Here is a 20,841-nt window from a genome sequence, read left to right as displayed (position 1 = left end):
CGTTTCGCTTCACCGCAACATCCCCACAAACCGCTCGAACAGATAGAAACTATCCTGCGGCCCCGGCGATGCCTCCGGGTGATATTGCACGCTGAACGCCGGGCGGTCGGTCAGTTCGATCCCGCAATTGCTGCCGTCGAACAAAGACACATGCGTCTCGCGCGCGTTGGCGGGGAGCGTGTCGCGATCCACCGCGAAGCCGTGGTTCATGCTGGTGATCTCGACCGCGCCGTCGCTGAGGCGCTTCACCGGATGGTTGGCGCCGCGATGGCCCTGGAACATCTTGGTCGTCTTGCCGCCCACCGCGATGCCGAGAAGCTGGTGGCCGAGGCAGATGCCGAACAGCGGCTTGCCCGTCTCCAGCAGCTTGCGGATCACCGGCACGGCATATTCGCCGGTCGCCGCCGGATCGCCGGGACCGTTCGACAGGAAGATGCCGTCCGGGCCGAGCACCATGATCTCGTCATAGCTCGCGGTGGCGGGCACCACCGACACCTTGGCGCCAGCCTTGACAAGATTGCGGAAGATATTGTGCTTGCTGCCGTAATCCACGGCAACGACATGCGGGCGCTTTTCGTCGCTCGCGTGACCTTCGCGAACCTTGTCCTGATAGCCGAAGCCCAGCCGCCACACCCCGCCCTCGCGGTTGTCGCCCCAGCCGAAGTGAGTCTCGGTCGTCACCGCCTTGGCAAGGTCCATCCCCTCCAGCCCCGGCCAGGCGCGCGCCATTTCCAGCAGCAGCGGGATGTCGAACTTGCCCGCGGCGGAATGCGCGATCACGCCGTTGGGCGCGCCGCCGGTGCGGATGCGGCGGGTCAGCGCGCGGGTGTCGATGCCGGACACGCCGACGCGGGCGTGGCGCTTCATCCACGCGTCCAGCCGCTCGACGCTGCGGAAATTGGACGGCGCGGTCACGTCCTCGCGCACGATCATGCCAAGCGCGTGCGGCTCATCCGCCTCCACGTCGTCCGCGTTGGCGCCGACGTTGCCGATATGCGGGAAGGTGAAGGTGATGATCTGCCCGGCGAAGCTGGGATCGGTCATGATCTCCTGATAGCCGGTCATCGCGGTGTGGAAACATATCTCCCCCACCACTTCGCCCTCGGCACCGAAACCGCGTCCCCAGGCGACTTCGCCGGTAGCGAGAACTATGACGCCGGTGGCGCCTTCGGGCACGTCAAAGGGCTTGGCGTCGGCCATGATCGGCGGGCACTCCGTTGGTTTGGATCAGCGATGTCGCTAAGCCCCGCCCGCTAAGCCTTTGCCCCCTTTTCGTCAACCGGGTGCGTGGTCTGCCGCGCCGCGCCTTTCGCTGCGCCCCAAGCCGATCTAACAAGGATCGCATGATTCGAGACGACATAAAGCAAGCCCAGATCGCCGCGATGAAAGCCGGCGACAAGGAAACCCGCGCGGCGGTCAGCCTGATGCAGGCCGCGATCAAGAATCGCGATATCGAGGCGCGCACCGGCCCCGCGATCGCCGACGATGACGCGCTGGTCGTCGAGGTGCTGCAAAAGATGGTCAAGCAGCGCCGCGAGTCGATCGACATGTATCGCAAGGGCGGTCGCGACGAACTGGCCGATGCCGAGGAACGCGAAGTCGCGGTGATCGAGCGTTTCCTCCCCCAGCAACTGAGCGAGGAAGATACCCGCGCCGCGATCGAGACGATCAAGGCTGAGTTGAGCGCATCGGGCATGAAGGACATGGGCCGCGTGATGGCGGAGCTTAAGGCGCGCCACGCCAGCGTGCTCGATATGTCCAAGGCAAGCGGGCTGGTGAAGGCCGCGTTGAGCTGATCTACCCTCCGCCGTCATTCCCGCCTGCGCAGGGATGACGGCGGAACAGCCGCATTTATTAATTGCGGAGCGGGACGCTTCCGGCGCATAAGTTATAATGCGGTGTGAGTCTCTCGCCCGCCTTTCTTGATGAGCTGCGTTCGCGCACCTCATTGTCTGCCCTTGTCGGCAAGACGGTGAAGCTCACCAAAGCGGGGCGCGAGCACAAGGGCTGCTGCCCGTTCCACAACGAAAAGACGCCAAGCTTCTACGTCAACGACGAGAAGGGATTCTATCACTGCTTCGGCTGCTCGGCGCATGGCGACGCGATTCGCTGGATGACCGACCAGCGCGGCCTGCCCTTCATGGATGCCGTGAAGGAACTCGCCGCTGTCGCTGGGCTGGAGCTTCCCGCGCTCGATCCCCGCGCCGCGCGGCAGGCCGAGCGGCAAAAGGGCCTGCATGACGCGATGGCCGAGGCGCAGGCGTGGTTCGTCGCGCAGCTATCCGGCATTTCCGGCGGCGATGCGCGCGCCCTCATCGAGCGGCGCGGCTTGTCCGAGGAAACCGCGCGGCTGTTCGGCATCGGCTTCGCGCCCGATGCGCGCGGCAAGCTGCGTACCGCGCTCAAGGAATATGGCGATCCTGCGCTGATCGAGGCCGGGCTGCTCATCAGCGTCGAGAACAAGGAGCCTTACGACCGCTTCCGAGGCCGGCTGATGATCCCGATCCGTGACGCGCGCGGGCGGGTGATCGCATTCGGCGGTCGCGTGATCGGGGATGGCGAACCGAAATACCTCAACTCCCCCGACACGCCGCTGTTCGACAAGGGGCGCACGCTCTACAACCTCGATCGCGCCGCGCCCGCCGCGCGCAAGGCGAACCGCGTGTTCGTCGTCGAAGGCTATATGGACGTGATCGCGCTGGCGCAGGCCGGCATCGCGGAGGCGGTGGCCCCGCTCGGCACCGCGCTGACCGAGCATCAGCTTGAGCGGCTGTGGCGGATGGTCGACGTGCCGACTTTATGCTTCGATGGCGATGGCGCGGGGCAAAAGGCGGCGATCCGCGCGGCGCATCGCGCGCTGCCGCTGCTCGCGCCGGGCCGCAGCCTTGCCTTCGTCACGCTCCCCGAGGGGATGGACCCGGACGATCTGGTCAAGGCCAGGGGCGCATCCGCGTTCGAGGCGCTGGCGCGCGAGGCCGAGCCGCTGGTCGAGCGCCTGTGGAAACACGAATTCGCCGCCGAGCCGCTCACCACGCCAGAGCAGCGCGCCGGGCTGAAACGGCGGCTGGGCGAACTGGCGCAGTCGATCGCCGATCCATCGGTGCGCAGCGAATATCAAAACGAGTTTCGCCATCGCTTCGATGAGGCGTTCGCCCGCCCGCGCCCGAGCTTCGCGCCGCGCGCGCCCGGCGCGCGCGGCGATCGCCGCCCCGGCCAGCGCTGGACACCCCCGCCCGCGCCGATCACTGAAGACGTGAAGGTGATGCGCGCCATCGGCGGGATTGATCGCGTGCTCGCCAAGGCGGTGCTCGCCGGGCTGATCCGGCATCCCGCCGAGATCGCGCGGCACGTGGAGGTGCTGGGCGGCCTGCGCCTCGTCGATGGCGCGCTTGGCCGATTGTTCGAAGCGGTTGTCGATGTCGCGCTGGAGGATCGGGCGCTTGATAGCCGGCGCCTCGTGACCATATTGGGGAAATCGGGTTTCGAGACGATCGCTTCCGATCTGCTTCGGGCCGACAAGATGCCATACAGCTTTACGCAGCGAACAGGGGACGAGAACCGGGCGCGCGAAGACCTCGACGAGGCGATCGCGATCCTGGTGGCCGGCCCTGAGGTGAATGCGGCGCTCGCGGATGCAACTTCCGCGATGCAGGCGCGCTTTACCGACGAGGCGTTTGAGCGACAGGTAGCGTTAGTGAAGGAAAAGCAGGCGTTGGAGCTTCGGCTTGCAAATCTCGTGCAGTCGAACGAAGACGCCCGCGCTTTTGGTGCCGAGGACGATTGATGGCGAAGGTAAACGGTAGCGGTGGCGATGATACGACGGATGTGGCCGATGCCCCGCTGATCGACTTGAACGACGCGAACGTCAAGAAGCTGATCGCCCGCGCGAAAAAGCGCGGCTACATCACCTATGACCAGCTCAACGAGGCGCTGCCGCAGGATCAGATGTCCTCCGATCAGCTCGAGGATATCATGTCCGCGCTCAACGAAATGGGCGTGAACATCGTCGAGAATGAGGAACAGGGCGAGGACGGCGAGGAGCAGGAATCCGAAGACGAGGTCGATGCCGTCGATTCCGATCAGGAAAACGCGCCCGTCATCGAGAAGAAGAAGGAAACCGTCGATCGCACCGACGATCCGGTTCGCATGTATCTGCGCGAGATGGGGGCGGTGGAGCTTCTCTCGCGCGAGGGCGAAATCGCGATCGCCAAGCGGATCGAGGCCGGGCGCGACACGATGATCCTCGGTTTGTGTGAAAGCCCGATCACCTTCAACGCGATCATCGACTGGTCAACCGCGCTCAATGAAGGCGCGATGCAGTTGCGCGAGATCCTCGATCTCGATGCGATGCTGTCCAAAGGCCCCTCGCCCGAGCAGGTTGAAGGCGCCGAGGAAGACGACAGCGGCGAGATCAGCGCATCGAGCACCGGCCCCACCTACAAGGAGGAGGAGGAACCGGAGGAGGAGACCGGCGCCGACGAGGACGACGAACTGACCGAGCGCCGCGCCCCGCGCCCGTCCGACGATGACGACGAGGATAACACCCTCTCGCTCGCGCAGATGGAGGAAACGCTCAAGCCGCAGGCGCTGGAGAAATTCGCCAACATCACGGCGATCTACAAGAAATTCTCCAAGATGCAGGAACAGCGGCTCGACGCGATGGGCGCGGGCGGCGAGCTTTCGGCGGCGGACGAGCGCAAATATCAGAAGCTGCGCGAGGATCTCACCGCGGAAGTGGAAAGCGTCCAGTTCCACAATGCGAAAATCGAATATCTCGTCGATCAGTTATACAGCTTCAACCGCCGCCTGACCGCGCTTGGCGGGCAGATGTTGCGTCTTGCGGAACGCCACAAGGTCAGCCGCAAGGATTTCCTCGATCGCTACATGGGCCATGAACTGGACGACACGTTCCTCCAGACCGTGAATGGCCTCGACAAGAAGTGGACCGCCTTCGCCACCAACGAGGCCGCCGCCGTCGATCGCATCCGCACCGAGATTTCGGAAATCTCGCAGCAAACCGGCATGGCGCTCGGCGAATTCCGCCGCATCGTCAACATGGTGCAGAAGGGCGAGCGCGAGGCGCGGATCGCGAAGAAGGAAATGGTGGAGGCCAATCTCCGCCTCGTCATCTCGATCGCCAAGAAATACACCAATCGCGGCCTGCAATTCCTTGATCTTATTCAGGAAGGCAACATCGGCCTAATGAAGGCGGTGGACAAATTCGAATATCGTCGCGGCTACAAATTCAGTACCTATGCCACCTGGTGGATCAGGCAGGCGATCACGCGCAGCATCGCGGATCAGGCGCGCACGATCCGCATCCCGGTGCATATGATCGAGACGATCAACAAGCTGGTCCGCACCAGCCGCCAGTTCCTCCACGAACAGGGCCGCGAGCCGACGCCGGAGGAAATGGCCGAGCGCCTCTCCATGCCATTGGAGAAGGTGCGCAAGGTGATGAAGATCGCCAAGGAGCCGATCTCCCTCGAAACGCCGATCGGCGACGAGGAGGATTCGCACCTCGGCGATTTCATCGAGGACAAGAATGCGATCATCCCGGTGGATGCCGCGATCCAGGCCAATCTCAAGGAAACGGTCACCCGTGTCCTCGCCAGCCTCACCCCGCGTGAGGAGCGCGTGCTCCGGATGCGCTTCGGCATCGGCATGAACACCGATCACACGCTGGAGGAGGTCGGCCAGCAATTCAGCGTGACGCGTGAGCGCATCCGCCAGATCGAGGCCAAGGCATTGCGCAAGCTCAAGCATCCGAGCCGCAGCCGCAAGATGCGCTCCTTCCTCGATCAGTAAACAACGATAAAAAGGGCGGCTCGCGGGCCGCCCTTCCCTTTTCAATCAGAAGTGAAAACCGACCGAGGCATTGTAGCTGAAATCGCCATGCCGCGTATCGACGGCGGCGCCCGCCCTGACCACCGGCGCGTTTTCACCAGTGAACGCCTTTGACAATCCCATCGCGAACGCGGTCTGCCCCCGGCTGCCGCCGATCGCGGCGCCCATCATCCCGCGTCCGGGAATGAACGCCTGCGGCAAGGCGGACAGCGCGTTCGATCCTGCCGCAAGCGCGCTCATGTCACGGCGCAGTTCGACATTGTTCGCCGCGATCATCTGCCTGCTGGTGATGGCGGCGCGCTCCAGAGTCTGGCTCATCGCCCGATCGGTATAATCATTCGCCGCCGTCAGCGTCGCGGCGGCGCTGCGATCGGTATAGCCGTTCGCGGCGGACAAGGTGGCGCTGCTCGACGCGGTGAGCTGACCAACGGTTGCCGCGTCGTTGGCGGCAATCCCGTCGGCCACGCCGCTCAAGCGGCGATCCCCCGCGGTGCCGGTAAAGGACACCACAGCGCCGCCACTCTGCGCCCCGATCGTGATCGCCCCGTTCGGATCGCTCTGTCGCGTCATGCCCGCGCGCCCGGCATCGAGATCGCCGCGCAAGGTGACGACCGAATCCTGCGCTGCCAGCGCTATCTGGTTGACCAGATCAATACGAACGCCCTGTTGCGCGACGGCGTTGACGGTCGTGCCGAGTCGCCCGTCCAGCGCACCGATCGCCGAGCCTTGCGCGCGCACGTCGAGCGCCAGCGCATCCGCCGCGTTGACCGATGCCGCGAACTGCCCCGTCAGTGCCCCCACCGCCTGTTGCTGCGCCTGCAGATTCGTCGCGACCGCCGCCGCTGCCGAATCTATCACGGCCAGCCGGTCCAGCAGCGAGGCGCGATCCACCTCCAACTGGCTGATCGCCTGCGTGTTCGTGGTGACGCGCCCGTCAATCACGGTGATCGCTCCGGCCTGGAGCGTGACGCGGGCATCCAGCGACACGAGCGAACCGATCACGTCAGTCAGCGTCTGGGCCGTAGCCGGAGCCGGCACGATCGCGGCTAGTGCTCCAAGCGGCAGAATAAGCGAGCGGCGCATCCTGATCTCCCGAAAAGCCCCGGCGGCAACTGGACGAGATCGCCGCCGGGGAAGCACGACTCCCTCCGCAAAGGTGTCATGCAGGCAACGGAAAGCGCCGGGCGAGGGACCATGCCCGCAATCGCTCCCCTTCCGCCGACGGAGGTGGACAAATCCGTCGACGGCCCGCACCTTCTACCAACCCGGCGCTTGCAACATGGTCGACGGCGTTCGCCATGATGTTTGCGCGAAACACGAATGTCACCCGCCACGCCGAAGATGCGCACCGGCGGCGAAGTTTGCACAAATCATCTCCGTTTCGGCGACAATCGACGCAAATTGCCGATATCGACCGATCCGGAATGGCGCCGCTCCATTGCGGTCAACACCGCCCCCGGATCAGACTCGCACGATGAGCGACATTCAGCCCCTCCGCCCCGACGATGGGCAATGCGTCACCGCATCGCACCTCGTCCGCCACTTCGGATTGTGGCAGGAACGCGCCGCGCGCGCGCCGGTCTATATCCTGCACCGTGGCCGTCCGCGTTACGCGCTGACCACGATCGACGTGATGGAAGCGTTATGCGCCTCCCGCGAAGCCGCGCCGACCGACGATGGCGCACTCGCCACATTGCTGGACGCTGACGGCGCGATCGCGCTGATCCTCGATCGTGCGGGGCGCATCGCGCTCGCCAGCAATGCAGCGCGTGCGCGGTTTGGCGCGGCAATGCGGGCCGGCGCGTATCCGGGGGAGTTTGCCCTCTCCGGCGGTGCAATGCTCGCGGACGCGATCGCGCGGGTGACGGCCAGCGGGATCGCCGAGTCGATCGAGATCGTGCCGGAGGCCTACCTTTCACGACGGCTGCGCTGCGAACTCATGCCATTCCCGACCGGCTGCCTGCTACGCGCGAGCGATGTCACGACCGAACAGGCGCTCGTGGCCACACAGGCGCAATTGCTCGCGGCGTCCGAAGCCGGGGGCGCCGCCGGCGCGATCAGCATTCATTTGAATTTGCGCGGCTATATCGCCGCTCCTAGCGCGAATCTGGCGACGCTCACCGGCATCTCGGCGGAGGCGCTCGCAACCGCCCGCTTCACCTCCCTGCTTACCGTGGGCAGCCGCGTGCCGGCGAATGAGGCGCTCGATGCCGTCGCGACCGACGGTGGTGCGCGCAGCGTCGCGGCGGAATGCCTGATACATGGCGCCGCCCCCGTGCCGGTGACGATCGGCATCGCGGCAGTCACGCTCGCGGGAAGAATCGAGGGGCTGGCGGCCACGATCGTCCGCAGCGTCGCATAAACTCCGTCTTTACGCGAACATGCTAGAAGAGAGACTCGATCACCTTCTCGCGCGGTAAAAAGCGGCGAGACGTGCTGAACAAAGGATCATTGTGCAGATAGTTCCCAATTCCGCTCCCGCTCTCCTGGGTGAATCCATCGCCGGATTGGTCGAGGCGGACGGGACCGCGAGCGCGAGCTGGCCGATCGCCCTCGCCTATCCCGCGACGCCGCTGCGCGATCTGGCCGATGCGGTTCATGCCCTGTGCGCCCTGCACGGGATGGCGCCCAGCATCATCGACCAGGCTACCACGGCACCAGGCGCATCGGGCGCGATCCGCGAATGGCTGACGACCGCCGCGCTGGCGTTCGACGCGGAGCGCACCTTCCTGGCGACGCTGACCGCGGCGGTCGGCCCGCTACCCTCCACGCCCGGCCAGGCGCAATCGGAGGCCGCGATCGTGTCACAGCGGCACGCGCTTACGATGCTGGCCGAATCGAATCGTGTCGGTTGCGCGATTGGCGCGACGGCGTCGTTCCTGCTCGAATGGACCTCGATCCGCCGCGTGCTCGTCATCGCCGGCGAGCGCGTCGGCGTGTTCCCCGAACGAAGCCCGCTCCCCGGCGATCGCCAGACGATCACGATGTTGAACGATCTCGGTGGCGGCAGCGCGACGCGGCGCGCGGTGACTTTCGGGGCGCAGCAATTGCTCGCGCAACACCGCGGGCTGTGGCAATTGCTCGACGCCCGCGCCTCGGCGCGACGTGGGAACTGATCCAGAGCGGTTTCCGAGCCGGCAGGTGATTCCACCCGCCTTGAAACCGCTCGACGCATCACGGCGCCCGGCTCAAGACGTCGCCCGGCCCCGGCCCCAGCCCTGCGCCGAAGCGCGCGACCGCGACCGCCGAGCCCGCGAAGGGATTATTCCGCCGCCAGCCTGCCCGCTTCCTCCTCCGCGTGGCCCGCAAGCAATTCCACCGGCGCGATCGCCTCGATCTCGCGCGCGCCGGGCTCGATATTGAGATCACGCAGCTTGCGCGCGCTGACCAGCGCCCGCGTCTCGAAGCTGCTGACGAAGGTATTGTAATTTTTCACCGCGGTGTTGAGCCCGCTGCCCACCACGCGCAGATCGCCGACGGCCTTGGCAAGCCGATCATATAGCTCCTTGCCGAGCGCACCGATCTGCCGCGCCTCGCTCGCCAGCCGCTCCTGCCGCCATACCGCGGAAACGGTGCGCGCGATCGCGATCAGATTGGTCGGCGTGGCGAGCAGAACGCGCTTGTCGAACGCCGCGTCCCACAGAGTGGAATCATGTTCCAGCGCGGCGGAAAGGAAATGTTCGCCCGGCACGAACATTATCACATAATCGGGCGCGTCGGGAAACTGGCTCCAGTAAGCCTTGGCGCCCAGCGTGTTGACGTGGGCGCGCATCGCATTGGCGTGAGCGGTCAGCCCCAGTTGGCGCTCATTCTCGTCAACTGCGGCGAATGCGTCCTGATAGGAATTGAGCGACACCTTGGCGTCGATCACCAGCGATTTGCCGCCCGGCACGCGCACCACAGCATCGGGGCGCAGCCGTTCGCCATCATCGCCGGTGACGCTGACCTCCATGGCGAAATCGGTATGTTCGGCAAGCCCACAGGTTTCGAGCACGTTGCGCAACTGCTGCTCGCCCCATCGGCCACGTGCCTTAGGCGCGGCGCGCAGCGCGTTGACCAATTTCTGCGCTTCCGCCCGAACCGATTCCTGCCCGACGCGCATCGCCTCGATCTGCCCATGGAGCGAACCGAACGCATCGCGCCGCTCCGCCTCAACCCGCGCGACTCCCTCTTCATAGCGCTGGAGCCGCTCATTGACCGGCTGGAGCAGCGCCTTCAGCCCATGCCCCGCATTCTCCTCCGATTGACGGAAACGCTCATCGGCGCGTTCGAGAAATGCTTTCTGCGCCTCGCCCAGAAGATTGCCGGCGACCTCCCGGAAGCGGCCCGCCATATCATCCTTCGCTTCCTTGAACTCGGTGATCCGCGCCTCGAACGCCTCCGCCTCGGTTTCGCGGCGGGCGAGTTCGGTGCGGGCGGCATCGCGTTCGGCGCGGATCGCCTCAAGCTCGGCGCGCAAGCCATCCGCGGCCTTGGCCCGCTCGCTGGCGGTGGCGAGATCGACGATCGCGCGCTTGAATTCTTCCCCCCGCTGATCGCGTTCGGCCCGCAGGCCCGCGACATCACGCCGCGCGATGAACCAGCCAAGCGCGAGCCCGAGAACAATGGCGACGAGCGCGACAGCGACGATTTCGACCATCTTCAGAACATAATCGGAACATCAGCCATTTGGCAATGGCCTTCGCTCACACCGGAGCGTCGATCGAGGCGGGCGGCGTGCTGAACCAGCGCGGCCCATCGGCTGTCATGTAGAAGCAATCCTCCAGCCGCACCCCATATTGCCCCGGAATATATATGCCCGGCTCATCGGAAAAGCACATGCCGGCGGCCAGCGGGGTCACCTCGCCATGGACCAGATTGACCGGCTCGTGCCCGTCCATCCCGATGCCGTGCCCGGTGCGATGCGACAGGCCGGGCAGCTTGTAACCGGGGCCGTAGCCCCACTTGGCATATTGCGCGCGCACCGCATCGTCCACCGATCCCGCCGGCGCGCCGATCCGCGCCGCGGCGAAGGCGATCCGCTGGCCTTCGGCCACCTGCTCCCACAATTTGCGCTGCGCCGTGTTCGCCGTTCCATGCACCCAGGTGCGCGAGACATCCGATTGATATCCCTGCACCGTGCAGCCGCAATCCATCAGCACGACCTGCCCGTCCGCGACACGATGCACCTCGCGGCTGCCATGGGGATAGGCTGAGGCTTCCCCGATCAGCGCCATCGAGAATTCCGCATCGCCGCCGAGCCGGCGGGTCGCGGCGGTCATCAACGCGCCGATCTCGCTGCCCGTCATCCCCTTTTCGACGCGCGGATGGACCCAGCGATAGGCGGCGATCGTCACATCCGTCGCCGCCTGCATCAGCGCAAGCTCCGCCGGCGTCTTTATCATGCGGCAACCGCGCACGACCGGATTGGCGGAAACGAGCTTCGCCTCCCCCAAGGCACGCGCCAGGCCATCGAAAGCGAAGAAGCGCGCGGTTTCCTCGATCCCGATCGGGCGCCCGGCAAGCTTGCGATCACGCAAAAATCCCGCGACCACGGCAAGCGGATTCTGATCCTCCTGCCATACGCGCACCTCCGCCGGTACGGCGAGCGTCTCACGCACGGAAGGCTCCTCGAAGAACGGCGTGACGATACATGGCTCACCCTCCACCGGGATGATCGCGGCGGTCAGCCGCTCGCTGCGCCGCCAGAGCACGCCGGTGAAATAGATCATGCTCGATCCGGGCTCGATCAGCACCGCGCCGATCCCGTTCCGCCGCATCAATGCCTGCGCGCGCACCAGCCGCGCGGCGCGCTCGGCCGCGTCGATCGGTTTCAGGCCGGCGGTCATGTCCGTCACCCCCGCGAGATCCGGCTCGGCCGCGCGGACGATCGCCGCCAGATTAACCAGCGGAAGCAAGGCCGCGGCCCCCAGAAGGCCCCGGCGCGATGGCATAAAGTGGTCGATCCCCATGACGCGAGACGATAGGGTGCTTGACCGCGCCGTCGCAATCCCCTTTGCCTGCGCGCCGATTTCAACCGGGAGTTTTCATGGGCAAGAGGCTGACCACCTTTATATTCGTCGCACTGGTGCTCGGCCTGATTTGCGGGCTCGCGTTAAATGCCTCGATCAGCGATGGCACTGCCGCCTCGCAAGCCCGGCTTGAATCCCTGGCGGGCTATTTCTCGATCGTCACCACCGTTTTCCTGCGACTTATCAAGATGATAATCGCACCGCTGGTGTTCTCCACGCTCGTATCCGGCATCGCCCAGATGGGGGATACCGCAGCACTCGGCCGGATCGGCGCGCGCAGCCTTGCATGGTTCATCGCCGCCAGCCTGCTCTCGCTCGGGCTCGGGCTGATCCTGGTGAACGTCTTCCAGCCGGGTGTGGGCCTGAACCTCGCGTTGCCGGCGGCGACGGCAGGCAGCGGGCTTGAGACTTCGGCCTTCAATCTCAAGGATTTCGTCGCGCATATCTTCCCCACCTCGATGGTCGATGCGATGGCAAAGAACGAGATCCTGCAGATCGTGATTTTCTCCGTATTCGTCGGCGTCGCCATCACCGCGGTGGGCGAAAAGGCCGCACCGCTGGTCCGCGCCATCGACGCGCTGGTGCATGTGTCGTTGCAGATCACCGATTATGTCATGCGCTTCGCGCCCTTCGCGGTGTTCGCCGCGGTGGCCGGCACGCTCACCGAGCGCGGGCCGAAGGTGATCGGCCAGCTCGCCTATTTCATGGGCACTTTCTATACCTCGCTGATCGTTCTCTGGCTGATCCTGCTCGGCATCGGTTTCCTGTTCATCGGGCGGCGCGTGATCGAGCTGGTCCGCTATATCCGCGAGCCGTTGCTCGTCGCCTTCTCCACCGCCTCGTCCGAAGCCGCCTATCCGCGTATGCTGGAGGCGCTCGACCGTTTCGGCGTGCCGCCGCGCGTGGCGAGCTTCGTGCTGCCGCTCGGCTATTCGTTCAACCTCGATGGATCGATGATCTACATGGGGTTCGCGGCGATGTTCATCGCGCAGGCCTATGGCATCCATTTGCCGATCGAGACGCAGATCACGATGCTGCTGGTGCTGATGGTAACGTCGAAGGGGATCGCCGGTGTACCCCGCGCGAGCCTTGTCGTGATCGCGGCGACGATGCCGATGTTCAACATCCCGGAGGCCGGGCTGCTGCTGATCCTCGCGGTCGATCACTTCCTCGACATGGGGCGCACCGCGACCAATGTGATCGGCAATGCCGTCGCCAGCGCGGTGGTGGCGAAATGGGAGGGCGGGTTCGATCCGCCGCAACCAATCGAGATCGAGCCGCTCCACGCGCCATCCGGCCACGGCCCCGCGCGCGAGGTGGAGAGCTTCCGGGAACTCTGAAAAGGTCGTGCCGCCCGCCCGATCGGGGCCGGCGACGCGATCTCACCCCGATCGCAGCAGCGCCACCCCGGCATCGCGCTCGAACAGATAGAGCGCGGTGCGGGCGGCCTGCCCCCGCTCCGCCGCCAGCCCGCCATCACGGTCGATCAGCAATCGCGCGTCGTCGGTGGCGGCGGGCAGAAGCTCGCCAAGGGCTTCGGCGGTCGCAAGCCGGAACATCGCCTCGCCCGATTGCCGCGTGCCGAGCAATTCGCCCGCACCGCGCAGCCGGAGATCCTCCTCCGCGATGCGAAAACCGTCGTTGGTCTCGCGCATCAGCGCAAGCCGCGCGCGCGACGTTTCGGACAGGGCATTGCCGCGCAGCAACAGGCACGTCGAATGCCCCCCGCCGCGCCCGACGCGCCCGCGTAGCTGGTGAAGCTGCGCCAGCCCGAAGCGATCGGCATGTTCGATCACGATCAACGTGGCGTTGGGCACGTCCACCCCCACCTCGATCACTGTCGTCGCGACCAGCACGCCGTGTCGCCCGGCGGCGAAGGCGCTCATCACCGCATCCTTTTCCGCGCCCTTCATCCGGCCATGGACGAGCGTGACACGATCGCCAAAGCGGCCCGCGAGCGCCGCCGCCCGCGCCTCCGCCGCCGCCAGATCGCTCTTTTCGCTCTCCTCAACCAGCGGGCAGACCCAATAGGCCTGCTTGCCCTCCGCCAGATGGCGGCCCAGCGCCTCGACCACTTCGTCGAGCCGCTCCTCGCTGATTACCCGCGTCTCGACCGGCTCGCGGCCCGGCGGCATCTCGTCGAGCCGGCTCTGATCCATCTCGCCATGCTGCGCGAGGGTGAGCGTGCGCGGGATCGGTGTGGCGGTCATCGCCAGCAGGTGCGGCGTGGTGCGCCCCTTCGCCGCGAGCGCCATGCGTTCGGCGACGCCGAAGCGGTGCTGCTCGTCCACTACGACAAGGCCCAGGTCGCGATAACCCACCGCCTCCTGAAAGATCGCATGGGTGCCGACAAGGATATGGATCGAGCCATCGGCCAGCCCCATCAGCGTCGCCTCGCGTGCCCGCCCCTTGTCGCGGCCCGTGAGCACCGCGATCTCCACCGGCAAACCGGCGAGCGTGCGGCGCAACGTCTCATAATGCTGGCGCGCGAGGATTTCGGTCGGCGCGAGCATCGCCGCTTGCGCGCCCGCCTCCACCGCGATCAGCAGCGCCATGGCGGCAACCAGCGTCTTTCCCGAGCCGACATCGCCTTGCAGCAGCCGCAGCATCGGCGCTTCCTGCGCCAGATCGCCCTCGATCTCCCGCACCGTTCGCGTCTGCGCGCCGGTGAGGGCATAAGGGAGCTTGAGCATGTCTCGCAGCCGTCCGTCGCCGGCCAGCGCGCGACCGCGCCGCTTGCGGGTATCGGCGCGCACCAGCGTCAGCGCGAGCTGGTTGGCGAACACCTCGTCATAAGCGAGCCGGGCGCGCGCCACCTGATCGGCGGGATCGGCGTGGATGCGCGCGATCGCCTCGCGCCAGCCGGGCCAGTCGCGTTTCGCCTTCAGCCCCGGCTCGATCCATTCCGGCAGGTCCGGCGCGCGGGCCAGCGCCTGCTCGATCAGCCCGGCAAGGCGACGGGAGGTGATCCCTTCCGACAACGGATAGATCGGCTCGCGCTCGCGAAACCCCTCATCCCCCTCGATATCGGGATGGATGATCTGAAGTTCCTGCCCATAACTGTCGAGCCTGCCGGAAATGCGCACGGGCTCGCCGATCGGATAAAGCTTGCGCACCCAGCCCGATGATCCACCAAAATAAACGAGGCTCACCGCGTTGCCCGCAGCATCGGTGGCGTGAACCCGCGTCGGCGCGCGCGCGCTGCCGGAGCTGCGGATATCGCGCGGCACCAGGGTGATCGCGATCGTCCGCCCCGCATCGCTCGCGTCGAGCGTCTCGCGCGGCTGCCGGTCGATCCACCCGTTCGGCAGATGGAACAGCAGGTCCACCACGCGCGCGATCCCCAGCCGGTCGAGCGGCTTGGCCAACGCCGCCCCCACGCCCTTCAGCGCGGTGATCTCTGCGAACAGCGGATTGAGGATATCTGGTCTCATGCCTAAATGACGCATTACCCGCACCCGACGCGCGCCGCCAGCGCCCGCCGGGCAATTGACGTTGAGGACCGATGGACCACGCAATCCGCCTGAAGCGCCTGAAATTCCGTTCGTGGCATCGCGGCACGCGCGAGGCCGACATGATGATCGGCGGCTTTTTCGACACCCACCACGCCGGCTGGAGCGCTGCCGAACTCGACTGGTTCGAAACTTTGCTGGAGGAGCAGGACGTGGACATCATGGGCTGGGCGATCGGCTCGATCCCCTGCCCGCCGCAATGGGATGGCCCGATGATGCAGGCGATGCGCGGGCTGAATTACGTGCAGGTTCCCGAATAGCGGAAACGCCGCACCCTTCCGTTCCCATTCAGCCCTGCCTTCCACGGAAGGGGAGAGATTTCCATGCCCGACCTGAAACAGATCCTCTCCGCCACTCAGCCGCTGACACTCGCCGGCGTGCCCGCGGGCTTCCAGCCCTCGTTGCTCGCCGACCTCGCGCGCGCGGCGACGAAGCGCGCGGTGTTCATCGCGCCCGACGAAGCGGCGATGCGCGCGATCGCGGCGACCGCGCATTTCTTCGCGCCGGAGCTGGAGATCGTAGAATTTCCGGCATGGGATTGCCTGCCCTATGATCGCGCCTCCCCCACCCTGCGCGTCATGGCGGAGCGGATCGGCGCGCTGCATCGCCTGCAGCAAAAGCCGCGCGCGCCGCAACTGGTGCTCACCACCGCCAACGCCGCCACCCAGCGCACGCTCACCCCGTTCCGCATCCGCCAGCTTGTCGCCAATCTGAAGCCTGGCGAGCGGATCAGTCTCGATCGCCTCGCTGCGCTGCTTCAGGCGAACGGCTATGTCCGCACCGATACCGTCCACGACGCGGGCGAATATGCGATTCGCGGCGGGATCGTCGATCTGTTCCCCAGCGGCGAGGAACAGGCGCTGCGGCTCGATTTCTTCGGCGACGAGATCGAGAGCGTCCGCACCTTCGATCCCGACGACCAGCGCACCACCGGGCGGATAGACGGCTTCACCCTGCTCCCCGCATCCGAAGCACTGCTCGACGAGGATAGCGTCAAGCGTTTCCGCAGCCGCTACCGCGAGACCTTTGGAGCCACCGCGACCGGCGATCCGCTCTATCAGGCGGTAAGCGACGGGCGGCGGCTCGCGGGCATGGAGCATTGGCTCCCGCTGTTCGAGGAAAAGCTCGCCACCTTGTTCGATCATCTCGGCGAGGATTCGCTGGTGATTCGTGACAATGGCGTCACCGCCGCCGCCGAGGGGCGGCTGGACGCGATCGCCGATTATTACGAGAACCGCAAACGTGCCGAGGCCGCGCAGCCCGGCAGCTATCGCGCGCTGCCGGCGAAGACGCTCTATCTCGACGATAGCGAATGGCGCATCGCGCTGGATACCGCGATCGCGCATGTCACCACGACGTTCCACGAGCCGGAATCGACCCGCGTGGTGGATTTCGGCGTCGATGGCGCGCGCGATTTCGCGCCCGAGCGCGCATCGGGCGTCAACATCTACGAAGCGGTGGTCGCGCATCTTTCCAAGCTGCGGAAAGATGGCCGCAAGCCGGTGCTGGCGAGCTATTCGATCGGCGCGCGCGATCGGCTTTCCTCCCTGCTCACCGATCACGGTCTTCACGGCGCGAAGCAGGTCGAAACGTGGCAGGAGGCGCTGGGCGTCGGCGAAACTCAAGTCGCGCTGATCGTCCTGCCACTAGATCACGGCTTCACCGCGCCGCGCGTCGCGGTGCTGACCGAGCAGGACATGCTCGGCGACCGGCTCGTCCGCCGGCACAAGCGGCGCAAGTCCGCCGACGCCTTTCTCGCCGAACTGGCGACGCTCTCGCCCGGCGATCTCGTCGTCCATGTCGATCATGGCATCGGTCGCTATGAGGGGCTCACCTCGATCCCCGTCGGCAAGGCGCCACACGATTGCGTCGCGCTGACCTACGCCGGCGGCGACAAGCTCTACGTGCCGGTCGAGAATCTCGAAGTCCTCTCGCGCTACGGATCGAGCGAAGAAGGCGCCGCGCTCGACAAGCTTGGCGGCGAGGCGTGGCAACGCCGCAAGGCGCGGATGAAGGAGCGCATCCGCGAGATCGCGGGTGAGTTGATTGCGATCGCCGCCGAACGCGCCCTGCGCTCGGGCGAGGTCGCGGAGCCGGATGCGAGCGGCTATCCCACGTTCGTCGATCGCTTCCCCTATGAGGAAACCGACGATCAGGATCGCGCGATCGAGGATGTGCTGGGCGATCTTTCCGCCGGCAAGCCGATGGACCGGCTGATCGTCGGCGATGTCGGCTTCGGCAAGACCGAGGTTGCGTTGCGCGCCGCGTTCGTCGCGGCGATGGCGGGGATGCAGGTGGCGGTGGTGTGCCCCACCACCCTGCTCGCACGCCAGCACTATCAGAATTTCGTACAGCGGTTCGAAGGCTTCCCGCTCAATATCGGGCGCCTCTCGCGCCTGGTCAGCGCCAATGAGGCGAAAGCGACCAAGGAGCGCGTGGCATCGGGCGATATCGACATCGTGGTCGGCACCCATGCGCTGCTCGCCAAGAGCCTTGAGTTCAAGCGGCTCGGGCTTGTCGTCGTCGATGAGGAACAGCGTTTCGGCGTCACCCACAAGGAACGGCTGAAGGCGCTGAAAAGCGATGTCCACGTCCTGACGCTCACCGCCACGCCGATCCCACGCACCCTCCAGATGGCGATGTCGGGCCTGCGCGAACTGTCGGTGATCCAGACGCCGCCGGTCGATCGCCTCGCGGTGCGCACCTATGTGATGCCATGGGATCCGGTAGTGCTGCGTGAGGCATTGTTGCGCGAACATTATCGCGGCGGGCAGAGCTTCCTCGTCACGCCGCGCATCGCGGATTTGCCCGATATCGAGGAATATCTGCGCAACGAGGTGCCCGAAATCCGCTATGTCATCGCGCACGGCCAGATGGCGGCGGGCGAGGTGGAGGAGCGGATGAGCGCCTTCTACGACAAGAAGTTCGAGGTGCTCGTCTCCACCACGATCATCGAGAGCGGGATCGACATCCCTTCCGCCAACACGATGATCGTCAACCGGGCGGATCGCTTCGGCCTCGCCCAGCTCTATCAGTTGCGCGGGCGGGTCGGGCGATCAAAGACGCGCGCCTATGCCTATCTCGTCACCCCGCCGGAACGGCAGATGACCGACGCGGCGGAAAAGCGGCTGAAGGTGCTGTCCGATCTCGATACGCTGGGGGCGGGCTTCCAGCTTGCCAGCCACGATCTCGATATTCGCGGCGCGGGCAATCTGCTCGGCGACGAACAATCCGGGCATATCAAGGAAGTCGGCTACGAACTCTATCAGTCGATGCTGGAGGAGGCGATCATGGATGCCAAGGCCGGCGGCCTTGCCCAGCGCCCGCGCGATTTCTCGCCGCAGATAACCGTCGACGCGCCGATCCTGATCCCGGAGGATTATGTGCCCGATCTCGATTTGCGCATGGGGCTCTATCGCCGCCTCAACGAGCTGGACGACAAGCAGGCGCTCGAATCATTCGCCGCCGAGATGATCGACCGTTTCGGAAAATTGCCGGAGGCGACCGAGAATTTGATCCGCGTGATCGAGATAAAGATGAACGCGAAGAAGGCCTGCGTCGCGAAGATGGATGTCGGGCCGAAGGGCGCGCTCGTCACCTTCCACGACGATTCTCCGCCGAACGTCGATGGGCTGCTCGCTTATGTCCAGCGGCTCGGCGCGATCGCCAAGCTGCGCCCGGATTCGAAATTCGCGCTGAGCCGTTCGTGGCCCGATCCGCAGGCGCGGCTTAACGGTGCGCTGCAATTGTCGAAGGGGCTGGCGAAGGCCGCGGGCTGAGCGTCCAGCCCGCGACGAGCGTGGCGAGCGCGCCGGAATCGAGCGGCCCGGCGCAAAGATAGCCCTGGTAAAGATCGCAGCCCTCGCCCGCGAGCATGTCTCGCTCGATCGCGGTCTCCACGCCTTCCGCGATCGTCGCGAGGCCCAGCGCGTGCGCCATCGCGATCACCCCGCGCACGATCACGCGATCGCGCGCGGAGCCAGCGATGTCACGCGTCAGGCTGCGGTCGATCTTCAGATAATCGAGTGGCAGCGCCTTCAGATAGGCGAGGCTCGAATAGCCGGTGCCGAAATCGTCGATCGCCACCCGCACCCCCTGCTCGCGCAATGCGCCGAGCGCGACGGCGGCTGCCTCCAGATCGCCGATCAGCCCGGTTTCGGTGATTTCCGCCGTCATCCGTCCACGGGCGACACCGCTCGCCGCGACATGGCTGACGAAACGCTGCGCGAAATCGGGCCGCACGACATCAGCGGCGGTGACGTTCACGGCCAGCCGCAGATTTTCCAGCACCGCCGGCCAGCGCGAAACGATCGCGAGCGCGCGCACCAGGATATGCTCCGATAGCGCCGCGCCCAGATCGGCCCGATCGGCCGCGGCGAACAGCGTTTCCGCCCCCAGCGTCCCCAGCGCCGGATGATCCCAGCGCGCGAGCGCCTCCACGCCCGTGATCGCACCCGAGGCGAGCGAAACCTGCGGCTGGAACAGGATCGCGATCTCGTTTCGGGCGATCGCGCGATGCAGGTCCGCGGCAAGGCGCACGAGCGGCGCGGCATAAGTGCGCGTCGCCTGCCGCACCGCGGCCCCCTCGCTGGCGCGCGCGGCATCCAGCGCGTCACGGGCGCGGGCGGGTAGCTCCGCCACCGCGCCGCCACGCGCCACCCCGATCCGCGCGCCGAGATTAACCATCGCGTCGCCGGTATCGAACGGTCGCACGAGCGCCGCCTCGATCGCGGTCAGCGCCTCATCGGCGGCTGCCTCGTCGGTCGCCAGAGCGATCTCGAACGCTGCGCCGTCGCCGCGCGCGATCTGGCGGTCATCGGGAGCGACCGTGCCGAGCGCATCGACGATACGCGCGAAAGCTGCCGCCAGCAGCGCATCGCCGATCGAGCGCCCGAAGGCCGCATTGACGATATCGAAACGTGTCAGCCTGATCGCGAACATTGTCGGCGCGCCCCCTTCCGCGTCGCGCGTCGCGAGGAAACGCGCGATTTCGCCGGGGGCGGCTTCCCCGCCGCGCCGCGCGAACGCCTGTCGCCGCACGCGACGGGCATGGCGCGCAGCAAAGCGCAGCATAAGCAGCAGCGCGGCGGATTCCGCGCCGACGACGATATGCGTCGCGCCGGCATCATAAGCCGCAGCGGATGCGCTATCCGAATCAACGATCGCGAGTAGCGCGGCCTGCTCCTCGAACGCAACCGGCGCCAGCGCGGCCACGGTTGCCAGCCCCGCGCGCGCATCGACGAGCCTGACCAGTGGCGCGGCATCGCTGCTCAGCCAGCCAGCCGCCGCGAGCATCGGCTCCAGGGCGCCGCGCGCCGCATCCGGGGCGATCGCGATCGTGGTTGTTGGCTTCGGAAAGCGCGGCTGAACCATCATTAAGGATTTGTTAGCGACCCAGCCCGCGCTCGCCAATCACTTCAATGCCCGATCCGGCACAATATTTACCACGGGCTTGCCGCACCGGGCGGGAG

At 66.2% G+C, this 20,841-nt stretch carries 14 protein-coding genes; 8 read left to right on the top strand and 6 right to left on the bottom strand.

Annotated features, from left to right (window positions below; all coding sequences use genetic code 11):
* Window positions 1-9 precede the first annotated feature (9 nt).
* Window positions 10-1,200 carry a glutamine-hydrolyzing carbamoyl-phosphate synthase small subunit gene (gene carA / locus Q0316_RS03940; RefSeq protein ID WP_298669968.1) on the bottom strand — a complete coding sequence of 397 codons (1,191 nt, stop codon included), beginning with the start codon at window positions 1,198-1,200 and terminating at the stop codon, window positions 10-12.
* Window positions 1,201-1,343: 143 nt separating this feature from the next.
* Here carA and Q0316_RS03935 point away from each other — a divergent pair, with 143 nt between their 5' ends.
* The 3 genes from Q0316_RS03935 (at window position 1,344) to rpoD (ending at window position 5,808) form a co-directional block, all read left to right on the top strand.
* Complete coding sequence (locus Q0316_RS03935; RefSeq protein ID WP_298669966.1) at window positions 1,344-1,796, top strand: GatB/YqeY domain-containing protein; 453 nt, start codon at window positions 1,344-1,346, stop codon at window positions 1,794-1,796.
* 104 nt (window positions 1,797-1,900) lie between these two features.
* Window positions 1,901-3,784, top strand: a complete 1,884-nt coding sequence (gene dnaG, locus Q0316_RS03930; RefSeq protein WP_298669964.1) for a DNA primase — start codon at window positions 1,901-1,903, stop codon at window positions 3,782-3,784.
* The gene (rpoD, locus tag Q0316_RS03925) at window positions 3,784-5,808 is read left to right on the top strand and encodes an RNA polymerase sigma factor RpoD (protein ID WP_298669962.1); all 2,025 of its coding nucleotides are present in this window, start codon (window positions 3,784-3,786) and stop codon (window positions 5,806-5,808) included. The genes dnaG and rpoD overlap by 1 nt, the downstream gene beginning before the upstream one ends.
* A gap of 45 nt (window positions 5,809-5,853) precedes the next feature.
* On the opposite strand, the gene Q0316_RS03920 is transcribed toward rpoD, so the two are convergent.
* Window positions 5,854-6,930 (bottom strand): YadA C-terminal domain-containing protein, encoded by a 1,077-nt coding sequence (locus Q0316_RS03920; protein WP_298669960.1) that lies wholly within the window; start codon window positions 6,928-6,930, stop codon window positions 5,854-5,856.
* 391 nt (window positions 6,931-7,321) lie between these two features.
* On the opposite strand from Q0316_RS03920, the gene Q0316_RS03915 reads away from it, so the two are divergent.
* Together Q0316_RS03915 and Q0316_RS03910 are read left to right on the top strand one after the other, a co-directional pair.
* Window positions 7,322-8,209 carry a hypothetical protein gene (locus Q0316_RS03915; RefSeq protein WP_298669958.1) on the top strand — a complete coding sequence of 296 codons (888 nt, stop codon included), beginning with the start codon at window positions 7,322-7,324 and terminating at the stop codon, window positions 8,207-8,209.
* A gap of 91 nt (window positions 8,210-8,300) precedes the next feature.
* A complete protein-coding gene (locus tag Q0316_RS03910) occupies window positions 8,301-8,963 on the top strand; it encodes a hypothetical protein (protein WP_298669956.1) in 663 nt (220 codons plus the stop codon).
* A gap of 146 nt (window positions 8,964-9,109) precedes the next feature.
* Here Q0316_RS03910 and rmuC read toward each other — a convergent pair whose 3' ends face one another.
* Both rmuC and Q0316_RS03900 read right to left on the bottom strand, forming a co-directional pair.
* Window positions 9,110-10,486 (bottom strand): DNA recombination protein RmuC, encoded by a 1,377-nt coding sequence (rmuC, locus tag Q0316_RS03905; protein WP_298669954.1) that lies wholly within the window; start codon window positions 10,484-10,486, stop codon window positions 9,110-9,112.
* Between the two features lie 46 nt (window positions 10,487-10,532).
* Entirely contained in the window at window positions 10,533-11,780 is a 1,248-nt protein-coding gene (locus Q0316_RS03900) for a Xaa-Pro peptidase family protein (RefSeq protein ID WP_298669951.1), read from the bottom strand.
* 95 nt (window positions 11,781-11,875) lie between these two features.
* On the opposite strand from Q0316_RS03900, the gene Q0316_RS03895 reads away from it, so the two are divergent.
* Window positions 11,876-13,198 carry a dicarboxylate/amino acid:cation symporter gene (locus Q0316_RS03895; RefSeq protein ID WP_298669949.1) on the top strand — a complete coding sequence of 441 codons (1,323 nt, stop codon included), beginning with the start codon at window positions 11,876-11,878 and terminating at the stop codon, window positions 13,196-13,198.
* 42 nt (window positions 13,199-13,240) lie between these two features.
* Here the strand turns inward: Q0316_RS03895 and recG are convergent, their stop codons facing one another.
* Window positions 13,241-15,292 (bottom strand): ATP-dependent DNA helicase RecG, encoded by a 2,052-nt coding sequence (gene recG / locus Q0316_RS03890; protein ID WP_298669947.1) that lies wholly within the window; start codon window positions 15,290-15,292, stop codon window positions 13,241-13,243.
* Window positions 15,293-15,363: 71 nt separating this feature from the next.
* On the opposite strand from recG, the gene Q0316_RS03885 reads away from it, so the two are divergent.
* Both Q0316_RS03885 and mfd read left to right on the top strand, forming a co-directional pair.
* Entirely contained in the window at window positions 15,364-15,630 is a 267-nt protein-coding gene (locus Q0316_RS03885) for a succinate dehydrogenase assembly factor 2 (RefSeq protein WP_298669945.1), read from the top strand.
* A gap of 63 nt (window positions 15,631-15,693) precedes the next feature.
* Window positions 15,694-19,149 (top strand): transcription-repair coupling factor, encoded by a 3,456-nt coding sequence (gene mfd, locus Q0316_RS03880; protein WP_298669943.1) that lies wholly within the window; start codon window positions 15,694-15,696, stop codon window positions 19,147-19,149.
* On the opposite strand, the gene Q0316_RS03875 is transcribed toward mfd, so the two are convergent.
* Window positions 19,100-20,746 carry an EAL domain-containing protein gene (locus Q0316_RS03875; RefSeq protein ID WP_298669941.1) on the bottom strand — a complete coding sequence of 549 codons (1,647 nt, stop codon included), beginning with the start codon at window positions 20,744-20,746 and terminating at the stop codon, window positions 19,100-19,102. The genes mfd and Q0316_RS03875 overlap by 50 nt on opposite strands.
* Window positions 20,747-20,841: the final 95 nt, after the last annotated feature.

It is taken from the genome of uncultured Sphingomonas sp. (assembly GCF_937871615.1).
GTDB lineage: Bacteria > Pseudomonadota > Alphaproteobacteria > Sphingomonadales > Sphingomonadaceae > Sphingomonas.
This window is presented reverse-complemented; position numbering and strand designations above follow the sequence as displayed.

What these genes read in the sequence shown, in the direction of transcription:
- carA (WP_298669968.1), bottom strand. Translation starts at nt 1,200, where the DNA reads ATGGCCGACGCCAAGCCCTTTGACGTGCCCGAAGGCGCCACCGGCGTC.
- Q0316_RS03920 (WP_298669960.1), bottom strand. Translation starts at nt 6,930, where the DNA reads ATGCGCCGCTCGCTTATTCTGCCGCTTGGAGCACTAGCCGCGATCGTG.
- Q0316_RS03885 (WP_298669945.1), top strand. Translation starts at nt 15,364, where the DNA reads ATGGACCACGCAATCCGCCTGAAGCGCCTGAAATTCCGTTCGTGGCAT.
- Q0316_RS03900 (WP_298669951.1), bottom strand. Translation starts at nt 11,780, where the DNA reads ATGCCATCGCGCCGGGGCCTTCTGGGGGCCGCGGCCTTGCTTCCGCTG.
- Q0316_RS03895 (WP_298669949.1), top strand. Translation starts at nt 11,876, where the DNA reads ATGGGCAAGAGGCTGACCACCTTTATATTCGTCGCACTGGTGCTCGGC.
- Q0316_RS03875 (WP_298669941.1), bottom strand. Translation starts at nt 20,746, where the DNA reads ATGATGGTTCAGCCGCGCTTTCCGAAGCCAACAACCACGATCGCGATC.
- rpoD (WP_298669962.1), top strand. Translation starts at nt 3,784, where the DNA reads ATGGCGAAGGTAAACGGTAGCGGTGGCGATGATACGACGGATGTGGCC.
- recG (WP_298669947.1), bottom strand. Translation starts at nt 15,292, where the DNA reads ATGAGACCAGATATCCTCAATCCGCTGTTCGCAGAGATCACCGCGCTG.
- Q0316_RS03935 (WP_298669966.1), top strand. Translation starts at nt 1,344, where the DNA reads ATGATTCGAGACGACATAAAGCAAGCCCAGATCGCCGCGATGAAAGCC.
- rmuC (WP_298669954.1), bottom strand. Translation starts at nt 10,486, where the DNA reads ATGGTCGAAATCGTCGCTGTCGCGCTCGTCGCCATTGTTCTCGGGCTC.
- Q0316_RS03915 (WP_298669958.1), top strand. Translation starts at nt 7,322, where the DNA reads ATGAGCGACATTCAGCCCCTCCGCCCCGACGATGGGCAATGCGTCACC.
- mfd (WP_298669943.1), top strand. Translation starts at nt 15,694, where the DNA reads ATGCCCGACCTGAAACAGATCCTCTCCGCCACTCAGCCGCTGACACTC.